The sequence below is a fragment of the Paraliomyxa miuraensis genome (assembly GCF_026337845.1).
Classification (GTDB): Bacteria; Myxococcota_A; Polyangia; order Nannocystales; family Nannocystaceae; genus Paraliomyxa; species Paraliomyxa miuraensis.
This window is the reverse complement of the sequence record NZ_JAOVZF010000157.1, coordinates 48,665-74,469: the sequence shown is the minus strand read 5'-3', so window position 1 is coordinate 74,469 and position 25,805 is coordinate 48,665. Positions and strand designations below refer to the sequence as shown.

The window sequence follows — 25,805 nt, the reverse complement described above, 5'->3', positions numbered from 1 at the left end:
AGGCCGGCGGGCGTCATCGCTCCGCGATGGCTCGCTCGGCTCGCCCGGTAGGGTAGATTGCCGCCCCCGTAGCCCGTCATGGCGCGCTTTCCCTCGGCCCCCCGGGCGTCCGAACGCCCCTTCTTCGCGCTGCTGCGCGCGACGTTGGTGCTCCTCGGGATCGGCTTCATCCTGATCGCGCTGTCGTACTCGGGGTACCTCAGCTACACCGAGCTCGAGGCGCCCGAGGTCGAGGTGCCGAGCTACGAGTTCTCGGTGGATCCCACCGGGCGAAGGCTGAACTACGGGCGCTCGTGGCTCGAGCGCGATGGCCTGCTGTGGCGCATGCACCTCGAGGGCTCGCCGGCCGAGTTCGGGGATGCGCGAGGCCGGCTGTCGGAGCGGCTGTTTCGCGAGCTCGACGATCGGATCCGCGACCTCGTCGACCGGCGCTACGGCGCGTGGCTCGAGCAGTGGACCGCGGCCATGGTGCTGCGCTGGGACTACCGCGGGGCCGATCGCTTCCTCGACCCGGAGCATCGCGTGGAGCTGGCGGCGATGGCCAAGGCGCTGCCCGAGTCGGAAGGCGATCGGATCAACAGCTACCAGCGCCTGTTCCTCTACCAGTGCGTCTACGGCCTGGGTCAGCGCCTCGACGACGTGCTGCTCGAGGGCAGCATGTTCGCAGCCGCGCCCAAGCGCACCGCGTCGGGCGAGCCGGGCAACCTCGTCATCGGGCGTACGCTGAGCTTCGACCTCGGGCGCGACTTCGAGGCCGAGCGCGTGGTGACGTTCTACTACCCCGACGGCCGCTATCCGTTCGTCTCGGTGGGCTGGCCGGGGCTGATGGGGGTGGTCACGGGGATCAATGCGCGCGGGATCTTCGTGGCGCTCGACCCCGCGCGCACCGACGATCCCCCCGAGGAGGGCTCGCCGCTGCCGCTGGTGCTGCGCACGGTGCTCGAGCAGGCCGACACGCTCGAGCGCGCGGTCGAGATGGTGCAGCAGGCCGAGCTGCGCAGCTCCGGGATCGTGCTCATCGCCGACGGCATGCACCGCAAGGCGGTGGTGCTCGAGGTGGCGCCGCGCGATCGCGAGAACCGCCGGGTGGTGCGTGGCGAGGGCGACGCGATCGTGTGGGCCACCGATCACATGGTCGACGAGGCGTTCGAGGGCGACCTGCACAACGACTGGGTGCGGCGCTACACGTCGTCGGGCTATCGCTACCAGCGACTCGAGGAGCTGCTGACCAGCGGGGAGCCCATCGACGTGGCCCGTGCGGTGGCGGTGCTGCGAGACCGTCGTGGGGTCGGCGAAGAAGAGCTGGGGCTCGGCAACCGCAACGCGCTCGAGAACCTGAGCACCTCGCAGTCGGTGGTGGTGGACGCCACGGCCATGGTGATGTGGGTGGCCGAGGGGCCGTCGACGCTGGGGCGCTATCAGGCCATCGATCTCGGTCGACGGCTGCGACGAACGGAGGGCCCGCCGGCCCCGCTCGACGATCTACCGCCCGATCCGCTGCTCTACAGCGAGGAGTACCGCGACTATCAAGAGGCCATCGAGGCCATCGAGCACGCGCGCATCATGCTGGGCCGCGGCCTGCCAGAGCGCGCACGCTGGTCGGCCCAGGTCGCGCTGGCGCTGGCGCCCGATCTCGGCGAGCTGCACCGCCTGCTCGGCGACATCGAGCGCGAGCTGGGCAACGCCGAGCAGGCGCGTGGGCACTACAAGCGCTACCTCGAGCTGGTCCCCGGGCGGCGGCGAGATCAGGTGCGGGTGGAGGGGATCCTCGCCGAGCTCGAGGGCTGAGCGAGGTGGCCACGAGCGACGGCACGCTCAGTGCTCGGCGCCGGCGAGCACGTCGAGGTAGCGTTGCACCACCGTCTCGAGCCCGCAGAACACCGCCTCGGCGATCAGCGCGTGGCCGATCGAGACCTCGTCGAGATGGGGCAGCGTGCGGAACACGAGCAGGTTGTCGAGGTCGAGGTCGTGGCCGGCGTTGACCCCCAGGCCCAGCGCATGAGCCAGCTCGGCCGCGGCCCGGTAGGGAGCCATCGCGGCCTCGGCGGCATCGCGACCGCCCCGCGCCGCGGCGGCAAACGGCTCGGTGTAGAGCTCGATCCGATCGGCGCCGAGGTCGGCGACCCATCGGATCGCGTCGGGATTGGGATCCACGAACATGCTCACCCGCATGCCGGCCGCCTGGGCCTCCTGGATCACCTGTGCGAGCGCCTCCCGTGGGGTGTCGGCGGGCCACCCCGCCTCGCTGGTGATCTCCCCGGGGCGCACGGGCACCAGCGTGAGCTGATGCGGCAAGACCTCGTGGACCAGCGCCAGCAGATCGGGCCGCGGGTCGCCCTCGATGTTGAGCTCGACGCACTCGTGCGGCTCGGGCTGGTCGCGTAGCGGTTTGGGCTGGTCGCGTAGCGGCGCGAGCAGGCGAGCCACCGCGCGCACGTCCTGCGGGGTGACGTGGCGCTGGTCGAGGCGCGGGTGCAGGGTGATGCCCGGAGCGCCCGCCCGCAGGCAGATCTGGACGGCCCGCTCGATGCGAGGAACCCCACCGTAGCCGCTCTCGCCCTGGACCTGGGGCGAGATGCGGGAGTTCCGCAACGTCGCGATCTTGTTCACGTTGACGCTCAGGCGTGCCACCACGAGCGTGGATGTAGCGAAGGCGGCCCCCGATGTCACGACGGGGCTTGATTCCGCCGAAGCCTTGCGCGAAAACCTGCCGCCTATGGGTCGAGGAGACAATCGCCATACCGCCAAGATGCTTCGTCGTCGCGCTCAGCGTCGCCTCAAGGAGCGAATGCGCCGCCGCGCCGAGCAGGCCCGTCGCGATCGCGCCGAGGGCAGCAAGTCGTAGTTCGACGGGACCCGTGGTGGGTTCAGGCCCCCTCGGGCTCGTCGCTCGAGCGCGCTTGGGCGGAGGCTTCGTCCGCGGTGGAGCCTTGGCGTCGTGACGCCAGCTCGGCGGCCGCACGACCCTCCCAGCCGCGATCGCTCGGCTGTACGAACGGCTCCCAGGGCTCGGCCTCGCGCCGGCGCTGGATCGCATCGGGCAGGTAGCCGACGTGCTCCTGGTCGACTCCCTCCTGGAGGTCGTGCGGGTAGCGATAGCCGACCCCGTACTGCACCTCCTTCATCAGGTCGGTGACGGCGTTGCGGACCACCAGCGGCACCGGGAGCGCGCCGTACTGCCGGACCGCCTTGCGAGCCGCCGAGTAGGCCCGCAGCGCGGCGTTGCTCTTGGGCGCCAGCGCCATGTAGGTGGTGGCCTGCGACAGGGCCAGCACCGCCTCGGGCATGCCCACGAAGTGCACGGCATCGGCGGCGGCCTTGGCCACGAGCAGCGCCTGCGGATCGGCGTTGCCGACGTCTTCGCTGGCGAAGATCACGATCCGCCGCGCGACGAACATGGGGTCCTCGCCCGACTCGAGCATGCGGGCCAGCCAGTACACGCTGGCGTCGGCATCGCTGGCTCGCATGCTCTTGATGAAGGCGGAGACCACGTTGTAGTGCTCCTCGCCGTCCTTGTCGTAGCGCAGCGGCTGCCCGCCCAGGGCCTGCGAGGCCAGCTCGCGCGTCAGCGTGGTCTGGCCCGGCGGCAGCAGGTCGACCACCGCCTCGAGGGCCGAGAGGGCCCGCCGTGCATCACCGCCGGCGGTATGGGCGATCGCACCGAGCAGGGCATCCTCGACGGTGAGGTCGCCGCGCGCCAGGCCCCGCTCGTCGTCGACCAGGGCCCGCCGCATGAGGGTGACCAGGTGGCCGATGCCCAGCGGGCGCAGCTGGAACACCCGTGCGCGGGACAGGAGCGCGGCATTGACCTCGAAGCTGGGGTTCTCGGTGGTGGCTCCCACCAGGCGGCAGACACCCGCCTCCACGTGGGGCAGCAGCGCGTCTTGCTGGGCCTTGTTGAAGCGATGGATCTCGTCGACGAACAGCACGGTCGCGCGGGACTCGTGCCGTCGCCGGTCCCGGGCGCGGTCGACCACGGCTCGGATGTCTCGCACGCCGGCGCTGACGGCCGAGAGCACCTCGAATGCCGCCCCATGCCGGCCCGCCAGCAGGTGCGCGAGCGTGGTCTTGCCCGTGCCGGGGGGTCCCCACAGGATCATGCTCGGGATCCGACCCGACTCGACCAGGCGTCGCAGCAGACGATCGGGGCCGAGCAGGTGCTCCTGGCCGACCACCTCGTCGAGTGAGCGCGGCCGCATGCGCTCGGCCAGCGGCGTCAGCAAAGGATCTCGAGCGGCGCGCGCCTCCCACAGATCCCCTAGGTGTGAATCATGATGCGCGATGCTAGCCTACTAACGGATGTTCGCTCGTCGCGCCAGCCGTCCCGCGTCCGCCGCTCTCGCGGTACGGCGGCGGGCGTGGTGGGCCGTATGTGCACCGTGGGTCGCGAGCATGGGCGTGGGAGCCACGCTCGCCGCCGGATGCGGCTCGCCCAATCCGAGGATCCTCGACGCCACCGAGGAGGACGCCCGGGGCATGTCGTCCGCGCAGCTCGGCAACGAGATGACCGAGCAGGACAAGATCAAGGCGATCATCGCCGCCGTTCGCCGCAGCGAGCACGTGTTCGTGCACGACGACATCGAGCGCGGAGGCGAGGCCACCGCGGACAAGCTGCAGCTGCTGCTCGAGCGCGACCCCAACGGGGTCCGTAGCGCCCGCGAGTTCATCGATCGGATCGCCGCCCCCGATCGCGGCCGCAACGTTCCGAGCGACCGGGTGCTGCTGTCCGAGGACGAGTGGATGCTGGCGCGCAACTGGTACCACGCCCGTCTCGCCGAGCTCGAGGGACGGCCCGCCCCCCCCATCGACCCCGAGCAGGCGCGGCAGGCCGAGGAGCACGCGCGACGGCTCCAGATCCTCGACGCACTCACCATCGTCGAGCGCAGCGAGCTGTCGTTCGTGTCGCCCGCCCGCGAGACCCTGACCAAGACGGGCGCCGGGAACGGGGATGGATCGGCGCCGGGGCCCGGGCTCAAGCCGAGCGCCAAGAAGGCCCCGTTGGCCGGACCCAAGCGCAAGCCCAAGCGCAAGGAGTACACGGGCCCGCAGTTCGCCGACATGCTGCGCAAGAAGTGGGAGTTCCTCGGGGCCGACATCCACGACCTCGACACGTTCATCGAGGAGATCGCATCCGACTCGTTCGCCAACATGGTGCGCTATCGCGTGGTCCTCGAGGACGGTCGCGAGGAGGACTTCGGGACCTGGCTGCGGGGACGGCTCGAGCGCGAGCGCACCAAGATCGCCCAGGGAGGCGCGCCGTGAGCTCGTCGCCAGGCCGCTCGGGCCGTGCCTCGATGGGGGCCCGGCGCACGCTGGCGGCCGGCGCCGTGCTGGGGCTGTTGGGGGTGATGGCCGGTGCCTTTGGGGCCCATGCGCTGCGCGGTGCGGTCTCCGAGCGCGACCTCGAGATCTGGCAGACGGGCGCGCACTACCAGCAGCTGCATGCGGTGGTGCTGGTCGCGGTGGCGGTGATGGCTCGCAGCGGCCACCGCCGCGCGCTGGCCGTGGCCTCGCTCCTGCTCACGGCAGGCGTGCTGGTGTTCAGCGGCACGCTCTACGCGATGGTGCTGGGGGGACCGCGGGTGTTGGGGGCGATCACCCCGCTGGGCGGCCTGTGCCTCATGGGAGGCTGGGCCGCGCTGCTGGTTCATGCGCTGACCATGGCGCGGGGGGACGACGTCCCCCCGACCTCCGGTTGACGGGCGAAGGGCTCGCGCCGGGACCGGGTCAGGCCCGGCGGCGACGCAAGCCCAGCACCAGCAGGCCCAGCAGGCCGGCGCCCATGGGACCGAGATCCTCCTGCGCGACCCGGCATCCGCCGCTGCTGCCATCGTCCTGGCCACCACCGCTCTCGGTGGCATCGCCGCCCCCACCGGTGTCGTCCCCGGTGCCGAGCGGCGGCTGCTCCGTGGTCATGGCGCCACCGCTCTCGTCCACGCCGCCCGAGCCCGATCCGCCGCTGGTGGTTCCGCCCGAGCCATCGACGATTTCGAAGGAGATGGTCTCGGTAGCGTAGTTGCCATAGGAATCGAGCGCTTCGACCTGGAACGTGTACATCCCGGCCGGGGCTCCGGCGAGCACCACGAAGTCCCAGGGCATGTCGATCGCATCGAAGCTGACGCCGGGGTTGAAGTCCTGGTCGCACACGTTGTTGGTGCAGCGCCGGTAGCTCTCGACTCCGTCGGGCAGGCCCTCGAGCCAGGTCCAGTTGACGCCGATGAACTTCGAGTCGTCGGAGATCGAGGCGGTGACGAGGATGTCGTCGGCATTGCCGACGACCGCTCCGTCGGCGGGCTGGATCGAGACGATCTGGGGCGCCTCGGTGTCGGGGTTCCTGGGACCGAACACGCCCATCAGCTCGGCGTAGGAGTTCTGCTGCTCGCCCATGCCGGCCTCGCAGTAGATCTCGTGGATGTAGCCGCAGTTGGTGATGCCATCGCCGGTGGCGTCGCTGATGTCCATGCAGTCGTCGACGAAGGTCTTGAACCCGCCGTTGTTGAACGGGTAGAGCAGATCGGTGGGGTTGTCGGTGTGCTCGAGGCCCCAGTTGTGCGAGGTCTCCTGGGCCGCGGTCTCGGCCATGCCGTTGCACGACTGCGGGAAGTTCAGCGAGACGTGGTTGCGCTTGAGGCCATCGCAGGCCACGTTGGCGATCCCGCAGGCCCCGGCCGCGCCGATCTGCGCCGCGGAGCCGCCCATCACCGTCATGGTGTAGGGCAGCCAGTCGGGCGGGCGGTTGCTGGTGAACACCAGGTCGAAGTCCTCGTAGTAGGCGGCGAGCTGCTGGAACTCGGCCGCTCCGGCGCCGAAGGCCGGGAACGTGGTCTGGCTGCTGACCAGGGGCGAGCAGTTGAGCGCCGAGTTGGCCGTATCTCCGTTGCCGCAATTGGGCGACAGGGTCACGCCGTCCATGGCCACGAACACCACGCCGGGGCTGGGTTCGTAGTTCATCGCGGGGATCGGATCGAGGCCGAGCGTCGCGAGCATGTCCGCGTCGAAGCTGTCGCGGGTGAAGAGCTGGGTGCCCTCCCACCGGGGCTCGAGGTCACGCCAGGCCTCGGCGACCTCGCGGCCGTACCACTGCTCGACCAACGGCTTGGAGAGATCGTCGTCGATGGCTCGCGCCCACGGGGCGTCGGCAGTGATGGCGTGGGTCGGCGACGAGACCGGGGCGGCGGTCGCCGAGGGAATTCCGAGGGCAAGCAAGGTCAGGAGGGACGCGAGGGCGTGCTTGGGGCGGATCACGATCAATCTCCGGCGAGCAGTCGGTCAATGGTACGGATAACTACCAAAGCACGTCCAGTCGACAATTCTCACCACTCCCTGCCCCCAGGCCACGCGATACGGACCCCCGAAGCACATCCCCTACGCCCCCCTGGGGCGACCTGGGTGTTCGCCAACCGGAAAGCCGGTTGCGGGGGGCGACTCACTGCAAGGCGTTGGCGCCGAGCTTGGCGCGAGCCAGTCGACCGGGATCGACCCCCAGTGCGCCCAGGGCCCCCGCCCACATCTGCTCGGGATCGGTCTCGAGCACCCAGCGGGGCGAGACACCAAAGCGGGCAGGGCCGTGCCGGGCGTCGATGGGGACGGGGAGCCAGCTGCCGGCCGCGATCTCGGCCTCGAGCTGGGCGCCGGCCCAGCCGGCGTAGCCGAGCAGGAACAACACGTGGCTACCGTCGCCGCCCACCGTGTGATGACCGGCCTTGGTCACCGGCTCGAGCGAAGTGGTGAGCCAAAGCCCGGGCAGGACCTCGTCGGCGGTGGGATCCCAGTCGGGCTGATCGTGGAGGATCCAGCCGCGCATGGGCTCGACGGGACCTCCCAGGCGAACGGTGGCCTGCTCGTCGCCCTCCCACTGGAGGTGGAGGCTGCGCGAGACCTCGGCCACCGTGTTGGGCAAGGGGTTGTTGAGCACCAAGCCGAGCGCGCCCTCTTCGTTGTGCTCGAGCATCAACACCACCGAGCGACGGAAGTTGGGATCGAGCAGCTGGGGTACGGCGCACAGGAGGTGGCCGCCCAGGCTCGAGCTGTCCATCGTGATCACGAGGTGGTTCCCCTGCCCTGGGTCATCGCGTGCTGATGCCATTATGGCTGGCTCGTGCCGCTCGTGCACCCCCTGCGGGGCTCGCGAGCGAGCAGGGCCCGCGGCTGGGCAGAACGAAGCGTGGATCCGACGTCGGGTCCAGCGCACCCGAGCGGACGGGCCAGGCGCCTCTCGAGGGGCGCTGGGCCCTGCCCGAGACACCTGCGCTTGGCGGCGGTCGAAGGGCTCGTTGCGGTACCAGAGGCCGGACTCGAACCGGCATGGGGTCACCCCCGGCGGATTTTGAGTCCGCTGCGTCTACCAATTTCGCCACTCTGGCGGGTGGGAGGAGGACGCGTTTAGCACGGCCCTCAGCCGGGATCAACGCTGCGCACGTCCACGTCGCCGCGGGGGCTCCGCAGCTCGACTCGAATCGAGCCGTTGCCGTTGCGGCGCTGCAGCACCCCCGAGGTGAGCGCGGTGATGCTGGGCGTGCGCACGGAGATCCGCCCCTCGGTGTGGATCTCCAGGTCGATGTCGGCGTCGGAGGCCAGCGTGACGGTGATGTGGCCGCCGCCGTCGGTGCGCACCCGCAGGTCGCGGGGGGCTCCGCTCTGCTCCACGGTGACCGCTCCTGCGCCCGTGTGGAGCTCGGCGTGCCCCGAGGTCACCACGTCGACGTCACCCAGGCCGGTGCGCACGGCGAGGCCCCCGTCGGCGCCGCGGATCTCGACGTCGCCGACGTCGACGTCGACCACCACGCTGGCCTCGGTGCCCTGCACGGAGATGTCGCCCACGCCGGTGCGCAGATCGAGATCGCGATCGTCGGGGAGGGTCAGCGGACCGAGCTCGAGGTCGACCAGGCCATCGACGGCGAGCGGAACCTCGGCCCGCAGCACGGCGAAGCCCTCGTCGCGTTCGAACACGAGGGAGGGCGTGGACGCGCTGCGACGCGCGTCCTGCCGGGTCCCGGCGATCGAGACCCAGGAGCCCTCGTAGTGCAGCTGTGGAGGACAGGTCTGCGGTACGTCGGCCGCACACGCCACCACGGTCAGCTGCGCGTCGGGGAGCTCGATGCGCAGCTCGTCGGTGCCGACGAGATCGTGCTCGCCGACGAACGGCGCCTCGCCCCGAAAGCCGAGCGCACAGCCGGCCAACAGCGCCGCGGCTGCGATCGCGCGTACGATCGCGCGCGCCATCAGAAGTACACCCCCAGGTTGGCGCCCAGCTCGAAGGTGACGGCGTTGCGGGGGATGGCGTGGCCGCCCACCCCCCACTCGTTGGTGCGCCGGGCCGAGGCCAGGGGCACGCTCACCCGCGGGACCAGGCCCAGCGACCAGCGGTCGAGCAGGAACAGTCGGGCATCGAGCATGGCATAGGGGGCGACACAGAACGTCCGCTCGGTCGCGGGGGTGGGTGCATCCGGGTCGACCGTCAGTGGCTCTGCCGCCGGATCGGCCCGCGTTCCCTGCAGCAGCGCACCGCCGCCCGCCGACAGCCACACCCGGCGGCGATCGTAGAAGCGATAGGCCGCGCGGGCGCCCGCCTGCACGGTCACGCGGTCGCGCTCACGGCCGAGCTTGATGCTGGCATCCGACAGGCCCAGCGTCACTCGTGGCGCGATCTGCCCCATGATCGCGATCGACCAGTCGGAGTGGAGCTGATAGGCGGGCCGACCCGGGCCGAAGGCCACCGTTTCGAAGCGCGACAGCTCGAGGGCGACCGCGTGGCCCACGTGGGGGCGAGGCGGGCGGCGATCCACCGCCTGCGCATGGGCATCGAGGATCTGACCGATGTAGAGCAGACCGGCGGCGGTGCTCAGGCCCGAGAGGGCCCCCAGGCGCGCGATCTCGGCGGCGTTGGAGCGGGTCGACGCCCCGCCGGCGCCCCCGAAGGGATCGCGAGCGCCGGCCACCGCGATGGTCCCGAGCACGAGGCCCGCGGTGCCGGTGAACACGGCCAGGCCGCGGCCGGGCTGGCCGTTGAGCGCCTGGCCGCCGCCGGGCACCACGGCGGAGAGCAAGGGGGCAGCCCAGCGGGCCCAGCGACGGCGGCGGCGAACGAGCTCGACCTGCGAGGCGGCGGGGGATGTGGACGAGCCCTCGGGGTCCTCGGTGAGGCGACCGGTGACCACCGCGGGGCCCGACGCGGGGCCGACTCGCGGGGCGCTGCTGGAGGTCGCGGACTCCTGATACGCGGAGGGGAGCTCGACCGCGCGCACCTGGTCGGCCTCGACCTCGACGGTGGCCACGGTCTCCCCGCTGGGGTCGCGCAGGGTGTAGCGCCCCGCGGGCACCTCGACCACGGCGCGCCGCTCGGGACGCAGCACCACCACGGCCACCTCGCGCCCCTGCTCGTCCACCACCGAGACGCTGCCGCGGAGCTCGGGTCCGAGGACGAGCCGCGCGGTGCCCTCGGCCTTCGTTGGGCGGGGGGTCGGGCCGGCGTTCTCCGCCGCCGCTTCGCGGGACCCGCCATCGGACTCGAGGCTGGAGCTGGCGTCGGGCTCGAGCGCGAGCGCGACGGCGAGGATCCAGGCCGAGAGGAGCACGAAGTGCCTTATAGGCGGCGTGCCGTGGACGGGGCAAGGGTGCGCTGCAGGTCGGCCACCACCGTCTCGGTGCCCTGCGCGACGGCCCAGCTCATGTGCGGGCTGCGATGCGCGACCCCCACGGCTCCCGTGGAGGTGATGAGGATGATCCCACAGGTCGCGGTGGCTCCGGCCACGGAAGTGGACGCAACGCGAGCACAGACCTCATCGGCGGCCTCGTCGGGATCGATGCCCTCGGCCGCGCGCAGCAGTGCGGTGTAGCTGGCCACATGGGCCATGATCGCCTCACCAAGGCCCGTGGCACATGCTGCACCGAGCTCGGCCGCGGCATGGAACCCCGAGCCCACCAGCGGGCTGTCTCCCACTCGTCCCGCGGACTTGAGCAGCACGCCGCCGGTCGAGCACCCGACACACAGGTGGCCTCGCGCATCGATGGCGACGGCGCCCACCGTATCGGCCTGCCCGACGATCGGAGCGTGGCCGGCGATCGCTTCGTCGTAGCGGGCCTGGGCCTTGGGTGTCCAAAGGTGCTCGCGCCCAAAGGTCCCCACCCCCTGGCGCCGCGCGAAGGCGGCGGCGCCCTCCCCTGCAAGCAGGCAGTGGCGGCTGCCGTTCATCACCGCCCGTGCCACCAGGATGGGATCGGCGAGGTCGGCGACGGCTGCGACGGCACCGCTCCTTCGATCGTGGGAGCGCATGATGCCGGCGTCGACCTCGAAGCGTCCGTCGGCCGTCATGCAGGCGCCGCGCCCCGCGTTGAAGACCTCGCGATCCTCGAGCTCCCGCACGGCCGCGATCACGGCGGCCTCGCAGTCTCCACCGTCGACGAGCACGGCGCGTCCCCGCTCGGCCGCGGCTCGCACCCCGGTGACGACCTCGGCGTGGTGCTCGGGGGCCACTCGCCCGGCGCCGCCGTGGACGACGATCGTGGGGACGATTCCACCGAGGGGGGCGCTCACGCTCCGCATCCTCCATAGGGGCGAACACAGGGCAGGCCCACCGCTCGGCTGCCGCGGCGCTCGCAGTCCAGCATGCGGCGGGCTCGATCGCGGCGATCGTGATCGTGGCCGCGCAGGTGGGCCACGCCGTGGATCGCCAGCGACGTGGCCTCGTCGAGCCATCCGCGAGCATCGGGGCGAGCGGCCTGCCGCGTCACCGCATCGCGGTTGATCACGATCTCGCCGAGCGACGCGGTGGGCTCCTGCCCCGGCAGCGGCTCGCCCGCGGGAAACGACAGCACGTCGGCGGCCTCGGCCACTCCGAAGGCGCGCAGCTTGATCTCGCGCATGCGCGCGTCGTCGACGATCCGCAGATCGAGCGCATCGAGCTCGGCGCGGCTGCACCCCATGGCCCGGGCGGCCCGGCGCACGCGAAGGGCGAGGCGGCGAGCCATGGCCGGGCTGGGCCAGGGGCTCGCCGCTCGATCGCCGCCCGCGGCGACGGCGATGCGCGGGATCACGGGCGCGCGCCCCCCTCGAAGATCTTGGCGTCGATGAACAGGGCCAGCACCTGCGGGTCGAGCTTGCCCTGGCGCTGCTCGGCGCGGAGGATGTCGAGCGCCAGCGGGATCGGGACGGCCTTCTTGTAGGGGCGATCCGAGGCGGTCAGCGCGTCGAAGATGTCGGCCACGGTCATCATGCGCGCCTGCAGCGGGATCCGCTCGGCGGGCAGGTTGGAGGGATAGCCACTGCCATCGAGGTACTCGTGGTGCCTGGCGGCGATGTCGGGAACCATCGCCAGGCTCTGCCCCCAGGGGATCCGCACCAGGAAGTCGTAGGTATGCGTGACATGGTGCTGGATCTGGATCCGCTCGGCGTCGGTGAGGCTGCCGCGTCGGATGAGCAGGGCCTCGAGCTCGTCCCCTTGCAGCAGCGCATGGCGCTGGCCGGCGGCGTCGACGAAGCTCTCGCCGGCGATGGCGGTCAGCCGCGAGCTCACCTCGGTGGGCAGCACGGTCGGCTCGTTGGCCTCGAGCACCAGCGCGAGCATGGCGTCGACCTCGAGCACGCGGCGCTGGTAGTCCCGTTCGTGGCCGAGCGGCTCGGGCTGGCCCGTGCGCAGCCGCTGCAGCTCGGTCTGCAGGCGCTCGACCAACAAGGCGGTGCGCATGTGTTCGAAGCGCGCGCGTACCCGCTGGAGCTGGGCCGGGTAGAGCTTCTTGGCCTTGACCAGCACCTCCTCGCGCACGCCGACCTTGCCGAAGTCGTGCAGGAGGCCCGCGTACTCGATCTCGCGCAGTTGATCGGCCGAGAAGCGCACCTCCGCAAACCAGCCCGCGTCGGCGCGGTCGGCCGCGCGGGCCAGCGCGACGGTGAGGTCGGCCACGCGCTGGCTGTGCCCGGAGGTGGTGGGGTCGCGCTGCTCGATCGCCCGCACGCTCGCGCGCACGAAGCCCTCGAACAGCGACTGGATCTCGGCGTAGAGCCGCGCGCTCTCGAGGGCGACCGCCGCCTGCGAGGCCAGGCTCTGGCACAGGCGCTCGTCGTCGGCGGTGAACGGTCGCACCCGCTCGTCGAAGTCCTCGATGGTTCGCAGCGGCGCCGACCCGAGCTTGGCGTTGATGAGCTGGATGACCGCGAGCACCCGCCCCTCGGGGCTGATCATGGGGGCCGTGATCATCGAGCGCGTCTGGTACTGCAGCTCCTGGTCGATGCTTCGGTCGTGGCGCACGAAATTGCCGGGCAGCATCGTGCGCCGGTAGAGGTGCGAGCTGCGGATCACGTGGCGCCGGAGCACCGCGTTGCCCACCACCGAGCCGTCGCCGATGTGGAGCACGTGGTCGCCGAGGTTGGTGGGGACCGAGTCGTTCTCGGCCACCGCGAACCGGATCTCGTCGGCCTCCTCGTCGACGAGGTAGATCGAGCCCGCGTCGGCGCCCGTGATCTCGCGGGCGTGCTTGAGGATGAGCTCGAGCACCCGCTGCGGGTGTCGCTCGGCGTTGAGGGCCAGGCCGATGTCGAGCAGCTGGTCGGTGACCCGAGCGCGGGCGAACGCCTCGGCGCTCTCGATCGCCGCCTCGACGACCCGGGCCACCAGCAGCGGATGGCACGGCAGGGCCAGCAGGTGCACCCGAGGATCGGTGAAGCCCTGCAGGGCCTGGGTGAGTTCTTCGCGGGTGCCCACCACCAGCAGGTGATCGAAGCGCTCGGGTACGAGGTGGCCCGGAGCCATCACCGTCACCGTGGCGCGCGATCGGGCCAGAGCGAGGGGCCCGTCCTCGTGGGTCTGCACCCGCAGGCCACGACCGGGTGGATTCATCGCCAAGAGCCACGCACGGACGTCGGCGAACGTCGCCAGCTCGGGCGTGGAGGAGGCGCTCATTCGCGGGGGAGTATACCCGGGGGCGCCGCCGTCCGCCCTGGGCCAGGCGGCGCGTGCGCGTCATCGAGGGGCGCCCGGGGGCCCCGGGGGCAGGACGTCGGTGGGCGGGGCGTTGGCCTCGGGGGATGGCGTGGACGATGGCTCGGGGCCTCGCGTTCGCTGCTCTTGCAGGGCTTGCCGTGCGATCAGGGTGGTCGGGTGCTCGGGGCCCAGGGCTCGCTCGCGCAGCTCGAGCGCGCGGCGGAACTCGGCGATCGCTCCCGCTCGATCTCCCTGGTCTGCCAGCGCATGGCCGAGGTTCAGGTGCACGCTGGCCACCCGCGGATGCTCCGAGCCGATCGTTCGCTCCCAGATCGACAGCGCACGGCGGTAGTGCTCGATGGCCTCCGGCGTGCGGTCCATGTCTCGCAGCAGCACCCCGAGGTTGGCCAGCGCACCTCCGACCTCGGGGTGCTCGGGGCCCAGGGCCTGCTCCCAGATCGCGAGGGCGCGACGCAGATCGGACAGCGCGCGGTCGTACTGCTCGAGGTTCTGCCGCGCGATGGCGCGGTACTGGTAGCCCGCCGCCAGGTAGGGATGCCGAGGCCCGACGGACTGCTCCCACAGGGCCAGCGCCCGCTCCTGCAGCTCGAGCGCACGCTCGGGCTCGTCGAGTTCGTCGAGCACCATGCCCAGCCGGTTGAGCGTGGCCGCGATGCGACCGTCGTTGGGTGGGAGCAGGCGCTCCTGGATCGCGAGCGTCTCCTCGAACAGCGGCCGCGCGCGCTCGCCTTGCTGCTGCTCGAAGTACACCATGCCCAGGCCGAACAGCGCGGACGCCCGCACTCGCTCGTGACGCCCCTCGGTGACGGCCAGCGCGTGCTCGGCCCAGCGCGCGGCCGTCGGCAGGTCGCCCTGCCCCACTCCGGTCACGTTCACCAGCAGCGCTGCCGCCTGCCCCGCGAGATCGTCGTAGCCCAGCTCCATGGCCGTGAAGTAAGCGCGCTCGAGGGGAGCGATGGCCTGTGAGGGCTCGCCGAGGCTGTTGCGCGAGGCGCCGTCGCGTAGTGCAGCCTCGGCCGAGAGCGGCGCATAGTCCAGCGCATCGGCGGCAGTGCTGGCCTCGCGCGCCTCCCTGGCCGCCTCGGTGAACTTGCCCGCCGTGTGCAGGGCCGCGCTGCGGGCCAGACGCTCGCGCACGCCCTCCACCGCGCGAGCCTGGGCGGCATCGCGGGGCGGCGGCAGCGTGACTTCGTCGGCCGCGGTGGGGTCGAGACAATCGTCCACCTCCAGCAGGCCATCCACCAGCGACGAGGCGCGCATCAACACGTCCTGGCCGGGCTCGGCGAGCACGTCGACGGCGGCGGTCAGCTCTCGTCGTCGGCGCTGCAGGCAGGCCATGTGCAGATCGAGGGCTCCTCCTTCGCGCGTCCCCGCGCAGGCGAAGCGATGGGTGTCGACCCAGCGCTCGGCGTAGTCGTCGAGGCGCGTCTCCACCCGCGTCCAGGTCTGGGTGGCATAGGGGGCGGGAGTGCGCAGCAGGTTGTCGCGCACGGCCGCACGACGGGCATCGTCCCACGCGCCGGCGAGCGCGTCGTGGGCGTCGACGCAGGGCGCACCGGACGAGGCGGTGACGAGCGCGACGCCGCCGGCCGCGACCGACAGCGACAGCACCACGGTGGGTCCGAGGCGTCGCCACCACGGTGGTGCCACCGCGCGTCGGATCTCGGACAGCAGCGCATCCATCGAGGGCCAGCGCTGCGCCGGATCGGGAAGCAGGCCCCGGAGGACGACCTCGCGCAGGCGCGGGGGCACGGCGGCATCGGAGGGCTCGGTGGTCGGCTCGAAGCGAAGCATGCGACCCACCAATTCCTGCAGGCGCGTGCCATCGAATGGCCGGCGGCCGAAGACGGCCTCGAACAGCGACACGCACAGCGCGAACTGATCGCTGCTGGGTGAGGCCGAAAGCCCCTGATGGAGTTCGGGCGCCATGTAGACCGGCGTCCCCATCACCGCCCCCGAGGCGGTCAACGGAAGGTCGAGCATCGAGTGGAACGATCCGGTGCTGCGCTCGGAGTCGACCGGGCCCGGGACTGGGCTTCGGACTGCCCGCGAGCCCATGCTCTCGTCGGCTCGCGCGAGCCCGAAGTCGACCACGCGCACCCGCCCATCGTCGCCCATGATCGCGTTGTCGGGCTTGAAGTCGCGATGGATGATGCCTCGTCCATGGGCGGCGGCGAGGCCGAGGCCCGCCTGCACGTAGGCGTCGACGATCGCCTCGAGCGGTGGGTTTCCGTGCCGGACCCACGCCCGCAGGCTCTGGCCGGCGACGAGCTCCATGGCGATGTAGACCTGACCACGGAAGACTCCGCCATCGAAGATCTGGACCACGTTGGGGTGGGAGAGCTGGGCCAGCGCCTCGGCTTCCCGGCGCAGCCGCTGCTGGGCGTCGAGGTCCTCGCGCTGGCGGGTGAGCAGCTTGATCGCCACGATGCGACCGAGGCTCGGGTCCTCGGCGCGGTAGACCACTCCCATGCCGCCCCGACCGAGGATTGCGAGCGGACGAAAGCGGCCGATCCGTTCGGGGATCTCGGGGTTGGCGGGGCGCAGACGGCGGGGGCGAGTCGGCACGCTGCGAGTGGTCGACAGGCGCGTGTCCATCACGCGGGTGATCTGCTCGCGTGTGCTGTGGGGCGGCTCGGACCGCGGCATGCTACGTCCGCCCGTCGGCCGACGCCCGATCGCCTTCGGGCGCATCATCTTGGTCGGGCTCCGCCGCTCCCTCCGGAGTCGCGTCGCCGCCGTCGTAGGGATTGGCCTCCTCCGCCGGATCCCCGTCGTCCTGCCTCGCTGCATCCTCGGGCTCTGCCGCTTCACCGGCCGCATCGGGCCCGGCCGGCGCATCGGAGGGCGCAACCTTGAGGCACGGACACGCCGTCGCCAGCGTGCTCGTCGTCAGCCCGGTGAGCGTGGCCGCCACGAAGCGTCGGCGCCGGGCCAGGATGGCTTCGCGATCGATCCTCGCACGCCCGTCGTCGTCCTCGGAGGTCCCCACGCGCTGGATCCTACCGGGCAAGACATCGCTCTGCCCAGTACCCGCCACGTCCGCCCCTCACCCCGCGCGCAGCGGCGAGAACTCCGAGAACAGCTGCGCCGCCTCCGGCACTTGGTGGATCGGCACGTAGTCGCAGACCGCCGCATACCGCTCCCACATCGCCAGCACGGCCGGGTTCTCGTGGGCAGCCGCGATCGCCTCCTTCGAGGCCCAGCCGAACACCTCGACGATCGTGCCATCGGCGGCCTCCATCATGATCGACTCGCGATCGCTGACCAGCCCCTGCTCGCGCAGCGTCGACAGGTGCGTGGACATGAGCGCCCGCAGCTCCTCTTGCTTGCCGGGCCTGGGTCGATAGCAGGCGATGACGATGCGTTCCATGGCGGACCAGAGCCTACCCTGACGACCCGCCGCGCAAAGTCACATGACCCCTGATTTCGTCACCTTCGGGCCTCGGTGGCCCACCGGTTGGCCAAAGCCCGGCCAACGGGTGGGCCACGTTCGATGCATCGACGTTCCAACATCGCGTGATCCTTGAACCAGGTCACCGGAACGGAAATCGCAGAGCGGTCGGCCGTTTCGATGGCCGATGCCGAGGACGAAAAGCCCCGCAACCCGCATGATCGGTTGGCGCGGCGGATCCTCTCCAATCCCGAAGCCGCGGGAGTGGAGCTGCGCCACGTGCTGCCCGAGCGGCTTGCCCGGCAGCTCGACTTCGGTGACGTGCGCATCGAGCCCGAGAGCTTCATCGATCCACGCCTCAAGGAGGGGCGCTCGGACATCCTCTACTCGATCGCCTTCCGGGGCAGCGATCGACGGGCCCTGATCTATGTGCTGCTCGAGCACCAATCCACGCCCGACCCCTTGATGCCGTGGCGGATGCTCCAGTACCTGCTGTGGATCTGGCAGCGCTACCTCGCTGCGCATCCGGATCGGCCACACAAGCTTCCGCTGATCATCCCCGTGGTCCTGGCACAATGCGAGCACGGCTGGACCGCGCCGTCTCGGCTCTCGGAACTCTTCGATCTCCCGGACGAAATTGCAGAGGACTTCGTCAGCCCAGTGGAGCTGACGCTCACCATCGACGAGGTCGACGAAGCCATCGAGCCCGACCCGCACGCTCGTCCCGAGGTGCTCGCGCTCGTCCGACTGATGCGCTGGCTCATGGCAGCCCACCATCACGGCGACCGATTCACCGAGGATCAGATCATCACCATGACGGCCTTGTTCCGCACGGTGAACCATGGGCTCGGCGTAGAAGCCAGCTGCACGCTGTGGTACTACGTCGTCAGCGCGTTCGAACCGGGATCCCGGTTTCGACGCATCCTGCTCGATGGGATCGATGAGGAGCAACGAGGGATGCACGACTCGATGATGCGCAAGTGGCTCGCCGAAGGCGGACGGGAGTGGCTTGCCGAGCATGAAGAGGAGGTGCTCGAGCTGGTACGCCAAGAGGAGCGAGAGGAGGGCCGCAAAGAAGGCCGGGCGGCGGCGAGGGCCGAGATGCTCCTCGAGCTGCTCGCGCAGCGCGGTCTCGCGGTTTCGTCGACCCTTCGCGCGTGCGTGCTCGAGACCACCGACGAAGTGCGGCTGCAGCATTGGTTCCAGCGTGCGATCACGGCCGACTCGATCGAGGCGGTCTTCGGACGGGTCCGCTGACGAGGCCGGACCGGCGCAGATCTCGGCACCGATCTCGCCGGCCTACTCCTCGCGTCGCTTCGCCCGCTCGGCGTCGGCACGATCCCTTCGCTGCCAGAACTGCACCCGACCCAGTCGTACCCGTCGGTCGCGCACGTAGTCCTCGCGCAGCAGCTGCGTCAGCGCCTCGAACTCCCCGCGCGGCACGGTGGACCCCAGCACGATCCACACCGGTCGATTCGCGCGCAGCTCCTCGAGCAGCAGCTGCGCGGCCGGTCCGTCGGAGAACCGCAGCCGCGTCGCGGGCCGCCGCCAGGTGTCGTCGTTGGGCGGCGTGAGCAGCCCCAGCGACTTGTAGACCCGCGACGCCGAGCGCAGACCGGTCAGCGGATACACGTCCCACAGGTGCCAGCCCCACACCCAGATCCGATCGCCGGGCTCGCTGTGCCGACGCACGTGCTTGGCGATCACGCGACCGCCTTGGTCGTGCGGCCGCGCCCGATCGGCGCGCTGGTGCTCGAGCACCGCCCCTTGCCGCAGCACGAGCAGCAACGTGGGCACGAGCAGCACGCACCGCACGACCCGTCCCACCCGCGCCGCACGTCCCAGCAGCCCCCACGGCGCGGCGGCCCACAAGCAAAGCGGCGCCGACACGGCCAGGAAGTAGCCCTTGTAGAACCGCAGCCCCACCCACGCGGCGGCGAGCGTCCCCAGGCTCCACAGCAACAGCCCCCACCACTGCCGCCACCGCACGGGATCCCGAGGAGGCCACACCGCCGTCACCGCCAGCGACAGCGGCAGCACCACGAAGTGCACGGTGGCCAGCACCCCTTCGCGCACCGCCCCCATGCCCCATGGCTCGCCGCCGTAGCTGATGTAGCGCGCGCCCCAGCGGTTCCATGCGTAGCCCTCCCATAGCGTGCGCAGCTCTCCTGCGACCGCATAGCGCAGCGCAATCGGCAGGTGCGCCGCGACGATCCCCGCGAGCACCGCCAGCACCCTCGCCCGCCGCGAGACCACGCCACCCTCGTGGGGCCATGCCGCAATCCCCAGCACCGCCACCATGCCCACGCCGGCGGGTTGCTTGCAGAGCGTCGCCAGCCCGGTGAGCACCCCGGCCGCCACCCACCACGCCAGCGTCCGCCGCCGCGATCGGGCACCATCGCCCCCTGGAGGCACGCACAGCGCCGCCCCCACCCCGGCCACCAGCGGCAGCTGGGCCCAGGTCACGTAGTTGGCATCCATGCTGTCGAGGTGCGCGTCGTGGAGCGCGTAGAGCCCCGCGGCCACCACCGCCGCCGTGGGTCCCCACAGCCGCCATGCGATCCTCGCCAGCACCCCCAGCGTGGCCAGGGCCCACAGATTCGCCCAGACCTGGAAGCGCGCGATGTCGGTGCCCTTGCTGCCCGCCAGCCACTTGGCCAGCCAGAACGTCCCCGGGGCCTTGAGCTCGATGCTGTCGACGTAGGGCAGCGCTCCGTCGCGCAGGAGCATCGCCTCGTAGAGCATCCCCGCCACGTCGTGCGAGGCAAAGCCTCCTTGCGTGAACCCGGGCCAGCGCAGCCACGCCGAGAGCCCCACGATCGCCGCGAGCAGGCCCCCTGCGATCAGGCGCGAGCGTCGGCCCGGGTCGCGCATCGACCCCAGCGTCGCCCCCAGCCACCCTCGAGCCTCCGTCCCCGTCATCGCCGTGCCGCCCCGGACCCAAGTCCGACTTCAGAAGCTCTGCTGGAACGTGAGGTTGACGTTGAACCGCGGCAGCACCCGGCGCACCTCTTCGGGCGACAGGCCCTGCCGCTCGCCCAGGCGATCGGGCATCCGCTCGCCCAGGCACGTGGTGTCGCGCCGCACCATGGGCACCGAGACATCGAGTCGCGTCAGCTGGGGCGTGACCCCGAAGACCGACAGCCGCATGTCGAAGGCATACCCCACGTGCCCGTAGTAGCTGTCCCGCCCAAACCACCCGCGCAGGCCCTCGCACGGCGACACCGACGCCACCCCCGTGAACAGCGTGCCCCCGAGGCTGCGCACGTAGTTCAGGTGCGCCACGTTCAGGTGCATGTCGTTGACGTAGACGTGGCGGTACTCGGCCTGCACGAGGAACATCCCCAGCCCGAAGATCTCGTCGGCCAGGTAGCCCGACAGCCCCCCGATTCCCCCCGCCCGCGCCAGGTTGCGGAACTCGCTGCGCCCGGAGATCGGCAGCACCACCTCGCCCGAGATCGCCGTGGCCAGCACGTGGTCGTGGGCCAGGCGCCATAGCTGGATCCAGCCGCCCGACACCGACACGTCGTGCACGTCGGCGGTGAGCCCCTCGGTGCGCACGGTGTGGCGGGCCAGGGTCGTGAGCCACAGCGAGTGCCCGAGCTCCGGCCACCAGCCGAAGCGCCGCGTGTCGTCGATGAGCGAGACTCCCTCGGCCACCCTCACCCCACCCCGCGGATCGAGCGAGCTCTGGTTCAACCACGAGCCCGTGGCCGTCAGCCGCACCCGCGAGCGCCGGCGCTGGTTGTTGACCTTGTCCCCGAACCACAGGTTGACCGCGGTCCCCATCCCGATCCGCGCCTCGCGGTCCTTGGAGACCCGCAGGTGGCCCGTGCGCCGCAGATCACGGCGCAGGCTGGCCTCGAACGCGGCAAAGCCCGCCAGCGCGTTGAGGCGAGCGGCCGCGGTGGTGGCATTGGCCGCCTCGGATGCGGCCACCGTGAACCCGAAGCCGGTGTAGAGGAACCGAAACGAGGGCGGCCTGCGATCGTCGAAGCGCGGGTCGACGTCGTCATGGGGCGGCTGGGGGTCCTGGACCAGGCGCGCGCGTGGATCGAGCCACACCAGCCGGATCGGTCGCTCGGTCTCCAGCGTGAAGACGTGCTCGCCTCGGGCCGGATCGCCGCCGAGGTCCGCGTTGGGCGCCTCGAGCTCTCCGTTCCAGACCAGGTGGTGCTGCTTGCCGCCGCGCTCCTCGACCAGCACCTGCACGGGCTCGATCACCGCGTGCTCTCCCTCCTGGGTGATCGCGATGCGATGGGACCACCGTCGCCGCCCCCCGTCGTCGACCCGCTCGCTCTCCACCCGTCTCACCGAGTAGCTCACGCTCGGATAGGGCCCCAGCCACTGATCGAAGAACCACTCCATCGTGTGGCCATAGGCGGACTCGACGAGGGCCACCGGATCGAGCGAGGGGTCGCGGGCCAGCGCCCGGTACAGGCTCTCGACCGCCAGCGGCCCCGCGGTATCGAGCAGCTTCTCGTGGAGCCTCCGCCCCGTGGGCAGCTCGTGCGAGAACCACAGCGGGTGGTTGCGCAGCGTGAGGTGGTCCTCGACCCCGCGAAAGTACGACTGCGAGAAGCTGGCCTGCTGCGTGTAGAGGAACCGGTCGACCGCCGGCACGAACGTGAAGTTGTGCAGGATGTCGGCCGCGAACTCGTCGGCCTGCTCGCGCGTGCTCTGCCACAGCTGGGTGACCGACAGCGCCAGCATGCTCGGCAGCCACAGGTCGGTGGAAGCGTCGTGGGTTCCACGAAAGCGCCGCTCCATCAGCATGTCGAACACCGCGCGCGCGATCGAGGTCTGATGGAACTTGGAGAAGCGCTCCACGGGCACGATCTCGAGCGCCTGATCCGACAGCAGCACCACGTCGGGGTGCGCCTGGGCCACGCTCGTGCGCAGGGGGCCGTGCACGATCCGCAGGGTCGAGTCCGGCGGCAGCGAGTGCCCGAGCGCCGCGAGCAGCTCGACCGCCTCCACCCCGATCTGCTGCGCCTGACCGGCCACGTCGCGCCGCAGCTGCACGAACGACTCGCGAGGGGCGCGTCCCAGCGGGCGCGGACGCATGTGCAGCACCTCCACCGTCACCCCGCGATGGATCGTCGACAGGCGATACCACTGCGGGCCCCAGAAGAGCGAGGGGTACTGGCGCGGCTGGTCGTCGTCGCCGATCACGACGAGCTCGTCGGGACGTCCGAGCAGCGCGTCGTCCTCGGGCTGCGCCCGCTCGACCTCGCGCCGCCCCACCCCCACCCGTCGCGTCCCCGGCGTGGCCAGCTCGGCTCGCTCCACCCGCCAGCGGACCGGCGTCACCACCCGCCCCGCCGGGAGCCAACGCCCTCCGCGGGCGGGCTCGCTGGGCAGCGGCGCCACCGCCCCGCCCAGGCTGCAGCGGCGCCGCACGCAGCCGAACGGCCAGTAGCGGTGCGGCACGTCCACGGTGTAGCGCAGCGTGACCACGCGGGTCCCCGGGCGCAGCGTGAGCACCACGTCACGTCGCGCTCCCTCTCGCTCGCGGTGCTCCACCCCCCAGAGCCCCGTAAGGTGCAGCTGGCCTCGATCGAACGGACCGCTGTCGATGGTGGCCAGCTCGACCTCGTCGAGTTCCACGGGATCGCGATCGATCGCCTCGGCGAAGTTCAGCAGCCACAGCCGCTGGCCCGCTCGTGCGGGCTCGGCCAGCACGTACTCGACCACGCCCTCGACCCAGGCTCCGTTGCGATCGACGGGCTCGCCGTTGGGCCGAAGCTCGCCGCCTCGGTAGATCGTCAGCGACACCCGGGCCTCGCTCACACGAGCCTCCGGCACGGCAGGAGCCGCCGCCGCAGGGGCCAACGGCGGCGCCCCCTTGGCCGTTCGCGCCAAATCGGACCACAGCACCGACCACAGCACCGCCGCGATCACGGCCCCGAGCGCGACCGGTCGCGGCCGCCGATGCCACGCCCCCAAGGCCCCACGCCGGAGGCGTCTGCGGCCCTGACCTTGACGAAGCAACACGAGAGCGGCGATCTTGCGGTATCAACCCCCAACGGCGAAAGACCTCGGGGTCGTGGGTCGTCAACCGACGACCCTCTCGCGCGTGGGCTGAGCGAATGGGCAGGCGTCACGATCGCCCGCGATTGCGCGCTCATGCGATCGGGCGCGATCGGGCGCGATCCATCGTGGAGCCATCCCCGGGGCGCCATGAAAACTCGTGTGAGGTTTGACAGTTGGCGCCCCTTCGTTGGACGCTTCGGGGCATGGGTCGCATCCCTCCGCTGGTTGCTTCGAGCCTCGGCCTCCTGCTCTCCCCCGCGGCGTGGGCCGGGCCGCCTGCGTTGCCCGACGGCGATGCGGCGCCGGCCGAGCCCGCGCCGGCCGAGCCCGCGGCCGATCCGGGAGCGACCGCGACCGCACCGGCCGAGCCCGAGCCCGCCTCCGCGGGCGTCGACGGATCCGCCTCGGGCAGCATCGACCTCGGCGCCGAGATCGGTGACGCGGGCCTCTCCGGCAGCTCCGATGCCGAAGGCGAGAGCAAGCGCGGCCGTCGAGGCAAGAAGAACGACAAGAGCAAGGATGCGAGCGGCGAGGCCGACGGCAGCGATCCCGGCATGGTTCGCGGACGTCGCGAGCCGATGATGAACACCAACCGCGGTGCGGCGGGTCTGTTCACCACCACCCTGCCCGACGTGGGCGGCAAGTACACGTTCCGCTTCAAGCTGCACACCGACTTCTTCCGCAAGGAGGGCTTCATCTACGAGGGCTCGGCCGGCCCCGACCAGCACGCGCGCGTTCGCGGCGGCGTGGCCATGGCGTTCTCGCCGTTCGAATGGGGCGAGGTGTTCATGTCGGTCAACAGCCAGGCCAACCGCAACTCTCGCGAGCAGCGCGACCGTCAGGACGCCGAGGCCATCTTCGCGCTCGGTGACATCGACTTCGGCATCAAGGGGGCCTACCGCCTCAAGAAGAAGGCCAAGGGCATCGGTGTCGGCGGCCAGGTGGGCGTGGGCCTGCTGTCGGGCAGCGAGCGGCTGCTGACCTCGGGGGTCAACGTGTGGTTCGACGGCATGTTCGCGGTCGACGTCCGCTACATGACCAAGAAGGCGTTCCCGTTTCGCTTCACCACCAACATCGGCTGGATCTACGACAGCTCGCTGGGCATCGCGCCGTTCGGGCGGGTGTCGGACGACATCAGCCGCGAGGTGCTGCGGTTCTCGCTGGGCGGAAACCACAGCCGCGTGCGCATGAAGTACGCGGTCGACTTCCCCGTGCGCCTGGGCAAGGAGCGGCAGTTCGGGATCGATCCCATCATCGAGTGGGCCTGGGACGTGAGCACGCAGGAGGAGAGCGATGCGTTCGCCCGCGCCGACGCCCTGCCCTCGCCCCTGCCCCGCTCGAGCCAGTGGCTCACGCTGGGCCTGCGCGCCAACGTGGTCAGCGGCCTGCACGTCGAGGCGGCCGCCGACATCGGCATGGTCTCGCCCAACTTCGAGTTCGGCCCCCCCGTGCCGCCGTGGCAGATGATGCTGGGCCTGGGCTGGTCGTTCGATCCCAACCCGACGGTCAAGGAGGTCGAGGTCCCCGTGGATGCTCCGCCTCCGCCGCCCGAGCCCGCGCCGATCGAGGGCCGCATCATCGGCCAGGTGATCGATCCCGCCGGCACGCCGATCCCCGACGCGAAGATCGTGTTCCCGGGCCTGACCTCCACCGCCCTGCTGACGGACGGCAGCGGCGGCTTCACCAGCTTCCGCTTCCCTGCCGGCCAGGTCCCCGTGCAGGTGGTCGTCAACGGGCAGGTGCTCGCGGAGACCACGGCCGAGGTCGCCAACGGTCAGGACACCAACCTCACCATCCAGCTCGAGCAGGCTCCGGCCCCGCCCACCGGCGTCGTGCGCGGAGCCGTCACCGATGCCTCGGGCGCCCCGGTGGAGTTCAACATGCAGGTCACCGGTCAGGGCGTCGACCAGAGCTTCGGCTCCACGGGCAACCTGATCGCGCTCGAGCTCTACGTGGGCGACTACTCCGGCACGATCACCGCCCCCGGCTTCAAGGCCAAGCAGGTGCGCTTCACCGTGGCCGAGGGCGGCGAGATCCAGATCAACGAGACGCTCGAGCCCGAGACCCCGCCCGACACCTCCAAGATCAAGGCCAGCCGCAAGGGCATCCGCATCAAGGGAGGGATCGGCTACGACGGTGACTCGGTCAGCTCGCGCAGCGAGGAGGGCCTGACCCAGCTCGCCACGTTCCTCAAGGCGCACCCCGAGTACAAGGTCATCCAGATCAACGTGCACACCGACGATCGCGGCAGCCCGGGCAAGCGCTCGCAGGACCGGGCCGACGCCGTCAAGGCGTTCCTGGTCACCCGCGGCGTCTCCCCCGATCGCGTGGTGGCCAAGGGCTACGGCGACAGCAAGCCGGTCGCCGTGAACCTGACGGCCGCCGGGCGGGCGAAGAACAACCGCACGACGATCTCGGTCAAGGAGTTCGGCGGGTAG

The 25,805-nt window shown here is 71.2% G+C and carries 19 protein-coding genes and 1 tRNA gene; 5 read left to right on the top strand and 15 right to left on the bottom strand.

The genetic code is table 11. The annotated features are described in order from the left end of the window. Positions 1 to 78 precede the first annotated feature (78 nt). Positions 79 to 1,788 carry a C45 family autoproteolytic acyltransferase/hydolase gene (locus tag OEB96_RS27705; RefSeq protein WP_266219770.1) on the top strand — a complete coding sequence of 570 codons (1,710 nt, stop codon included), beginning with the start codon at positions 79 to 81 and terminating at the stop codon, positions 1,786 to 1,788. Positions 1,789 to 1,815: 27 nt separating this feature from the next. On the opposite strand, the gene OEB96_RS27700 is transcribed toward OEB96_RS27705, so the two are convergent. Both OEB96_RS27700 and OEB96_RS27695 read right to left on the bottom strand, forming a co-directional pair. Further along, on the bottom strand, positions 1,816 to 2,634 hold the full coding sequence (locus OEB96_RS27700; protein WP_266219769.1) for a pyridoxine 5'-phosphate synthase: 819 nt from the start codon (positions 2,632 to 2,634) through the stop codon (positions 1,816 to 1,818). A 233-nt stretch (positions 2,635 to 2,867) separates the two neighbouring features. Continuing rightward, the gene (locus OEB96_RS27695; RefSeq protein ID WP_266219768.1) at positions 2,868 to 4,199 is read right to left on the bottom strand and encodes a replication-associated recombination protein A; all 1,332 of its coding nucleotides are present in this window, start codon (positions 4,197 to 4,199) and stop codon (positions 2,868 to 2,870) included. 193 nt (positions 4,200 to 4,392) lie between these two features. Here OEB96_RS27695 and OEB96_RS27690 point away from each other — a divergent pair, with 193 nt between their 5' ends. Next, complete coding sequence (locus OEB96_RS27690) at positions 4,393 to 5,262, top strand: DUF5329 family protein (RefSeq protein WP_266219767.1); 870 nt, start codon at positions 4,393 to 4,395, stop codon at positions 5,260 to 5,262. Then, positions 5,259 to 5,699, top strand: coding sequence for a DUF423 domain-containing protein (locus tag OEB96_RS27685; protein WP_266219766.1), 441 nt, complete (start codon positions 5,259 to 5,261; stop codon positions 5,697 to 5,699). Before OEB96_RS27690 ends, OEB96_RS27685 begins: the two co-directional genes overlap by 4 nt. A 28-nt stretch (positions 5,700 to 5,727) precedes the next feature. On the opposite strand, the gene OEB96_RS27680 is transcribed toward OEB96_RS27685, so the two are convergent. The 11 genes from OEB96_RS27680 to OEB96_RS27630 form a co-directional block, all read right to left on the bottom strand. Further along, positions 5,728 to 7,245: a hypothetical protein gene (locus OEB96_RS27680; RefSeq protein WP_266219765.1), complete on the bottom strand. Its 1,518-nt coding sequence runs from the start codon at positions 7,243 to 7,245 to the stop codon at positions 5,728 to 5,730. Positions 7,246 to 7,426: 181 nt separating this feature from the next. Next, positions 7,427 to 8,035: a YqgE/AlgH family protein gene (locus tag OEB96_RS27675; protein ID WP_266219764.1), complete on the bottom strand. Its 609-nt coding sequence runs from the start codon at positions 8,033 to 8,035 to the stop codon at positions 7,427 to 7,429. A 244-nt stretch (positions 8,036 to 8,279) separates the two neighbouring features. After that, positions 8,280 to 8,363: transfer RNA gene (locus tag OEB96_RS27670), tRNA-Leu, on the bottom strand. Between the two features lie 31 nt (positions 8,364 to 8,394). Next, on the bottom strand, positions 8,395 to 9,222 hold the full coding sequence (locus OEB96_RS27665; protein WP_266219763.1) for a DUF4097 family beta strand repeat-containing protein: 828 nt from the start codon (positions 9,220 to 9,222) through the stop codon (positions 8,395 to 8,397). After that, positions 9,222 to 10,574: a hypothetical protein gene (locus OEB96_RS27660; protein ID WP_266219762.1), complete on the bottom strand. Its 1,353-nt coding sequence runs from the start codon at positions 10,572 to 10,574 to the stop codon at positions 9,222 to 9,224. The genes OEB96_RS27665 and OEB96_RS27660 overlap by 1 nt, the downstream gene beginning before the upstream one ends. Positions 10,575 to 10,582: 8 nt before the next feature. Then, positions 10,583 to 11,533 carry an isoaspartyl peptidase/L-asparaginase gene (locus tag OEB96_RS27655; RefSeq protein WP_266219761.1) on the bottom strand — a complete coding sequence of 317 codons (951 nt, stop codon included), beginning with the start codon at positions 11,531 to 11,533 and terminating at the stop codon, positions 10,583 to 10,585. Beyond that, on the bottom strand, positions 11,530 to 12,033 hold the full coding sequence (gene ybeY, locus OEB96_RS27650) for an rRNA maturation RNase YbeY (protein WP_266219760.1): 504 nt from the start codon (positions 12,031 to 12,033) through the stop codon (positions 11,530 to 11,532). The genes OEB96_RS27655 and ybeY overlap by 4 nt, the downstream gene beginning before the upstream one ends. Then, positions 12,030 to 13,895, bottom strand: coding sequence for an HD-GYP domain-containing protein (locus tag OEB96_RS27645; protein ID WP_266219759.1), 1,866 nt, complete (start codon positions 13,893 to 13,895; stop codon positions 12,030 to 12,032). The genes ybeY and OEB96_RS27645 overlap by 4 nt, the downstream gene beginning before the upstream one ends. 60 nt (positions 13,896 to 13,955) lie before the next feature. Beyond that, positions 13,956 to 16,586, bottom strand: a complete 2,631-nt coding sequence (locus OEB96_RS27640) for a tetratricopeptide repeat protein (RefSeq protein ID WP_266219758.1) — start codon at positions 16,584 to 16,586, stop codon at positions 13,956 to 13,958. 1 nt (position 16,587) lies between these two features. Further along, positions 16,588 to 16,929, bottom strand: a complete 342-nt coding sequence (locus OEB96_RS27635) for a hypothetical protein (protein WP_266219757.1) — start codon at positions 16,927 to 16,929, stop codon at positions 16,588 to 16,590. 57 nt (positions 16,930 to 16,986) lie between these two features. Then, a complete protein-coding gene (locus OEB96_RS27630; protein ID WP_266219756.1) occupies positions 16,987 to 17,310 on the bottom strand; it encodes a hypothetical protein in 324 nt (107 codons plus the stop codon). A gap of 201 nt (positions 17,311 to 17,511) precedes the next feature. On the opposite strand from OEB96_RS27630, the gene OEB96_RS27625 reads away from it, so the two are divergent. After that, a complete protein-coding gene (locus OEB96_RS27625; protein WP_266219755.1) occupies positions 17,512 to 18,588 on the top strand; it encodes an Rpn family recombination-promoting nuclease/putative transposase in 1,077 nt (358 codons plus the stop codon). 42 nt (positions 18,589 to 18,630) lie between these two features. Here OEB96_RS27625 and OEB96_RS27620 read toward each other — a convergent pair whose 3' ends face one another. Both OEB96_RS27620 and OEB96_RS27615 read right to left on the bottom strand, forming a co-directional pair. Then, positions 18,631 to 20,205, bottom strand: a complete 1,575-nt coding sequence (locus tag OEB96_RS27620) for an ArnT family glycosyltransferase (protein ID WP_266219754.1) — start codon at positions 20,203 to 20,205, stop codon at positions 18,631 to 18,633. 78 nt (positions 20,206 to 20,283) lie between these two features. Beyond that, complete coding sequence (locus OEB96_RS27615) at positions 20,284 to 23,235, bottom strand: hypothetical protein (RefSeq protein WP_266219753.1); 2,952 nt, start codon at positions 23,233 to 23,235, stop codon at positions 20,284 to 20,286. A gap of 335 nt (positions 23,236 to 23,570) precedes the next feature. Here OEB96_RS27615 and OEB96_RS27610 point away from each other — a divergent pair, with 335 nt between their 5' ends. Continuing rightward, positions 23,571 to 25,805 carry an OmpA family protein gene (locus OEB96_RS27610; protein WP_266219752.1) on the top strand — a complete coding sequence of 745 codons (2,235 nt, stop codon included), beginning with the start codon at positions 23,571 to 23,573 and terminating at the stop codon, positions 25,803 to 25,805.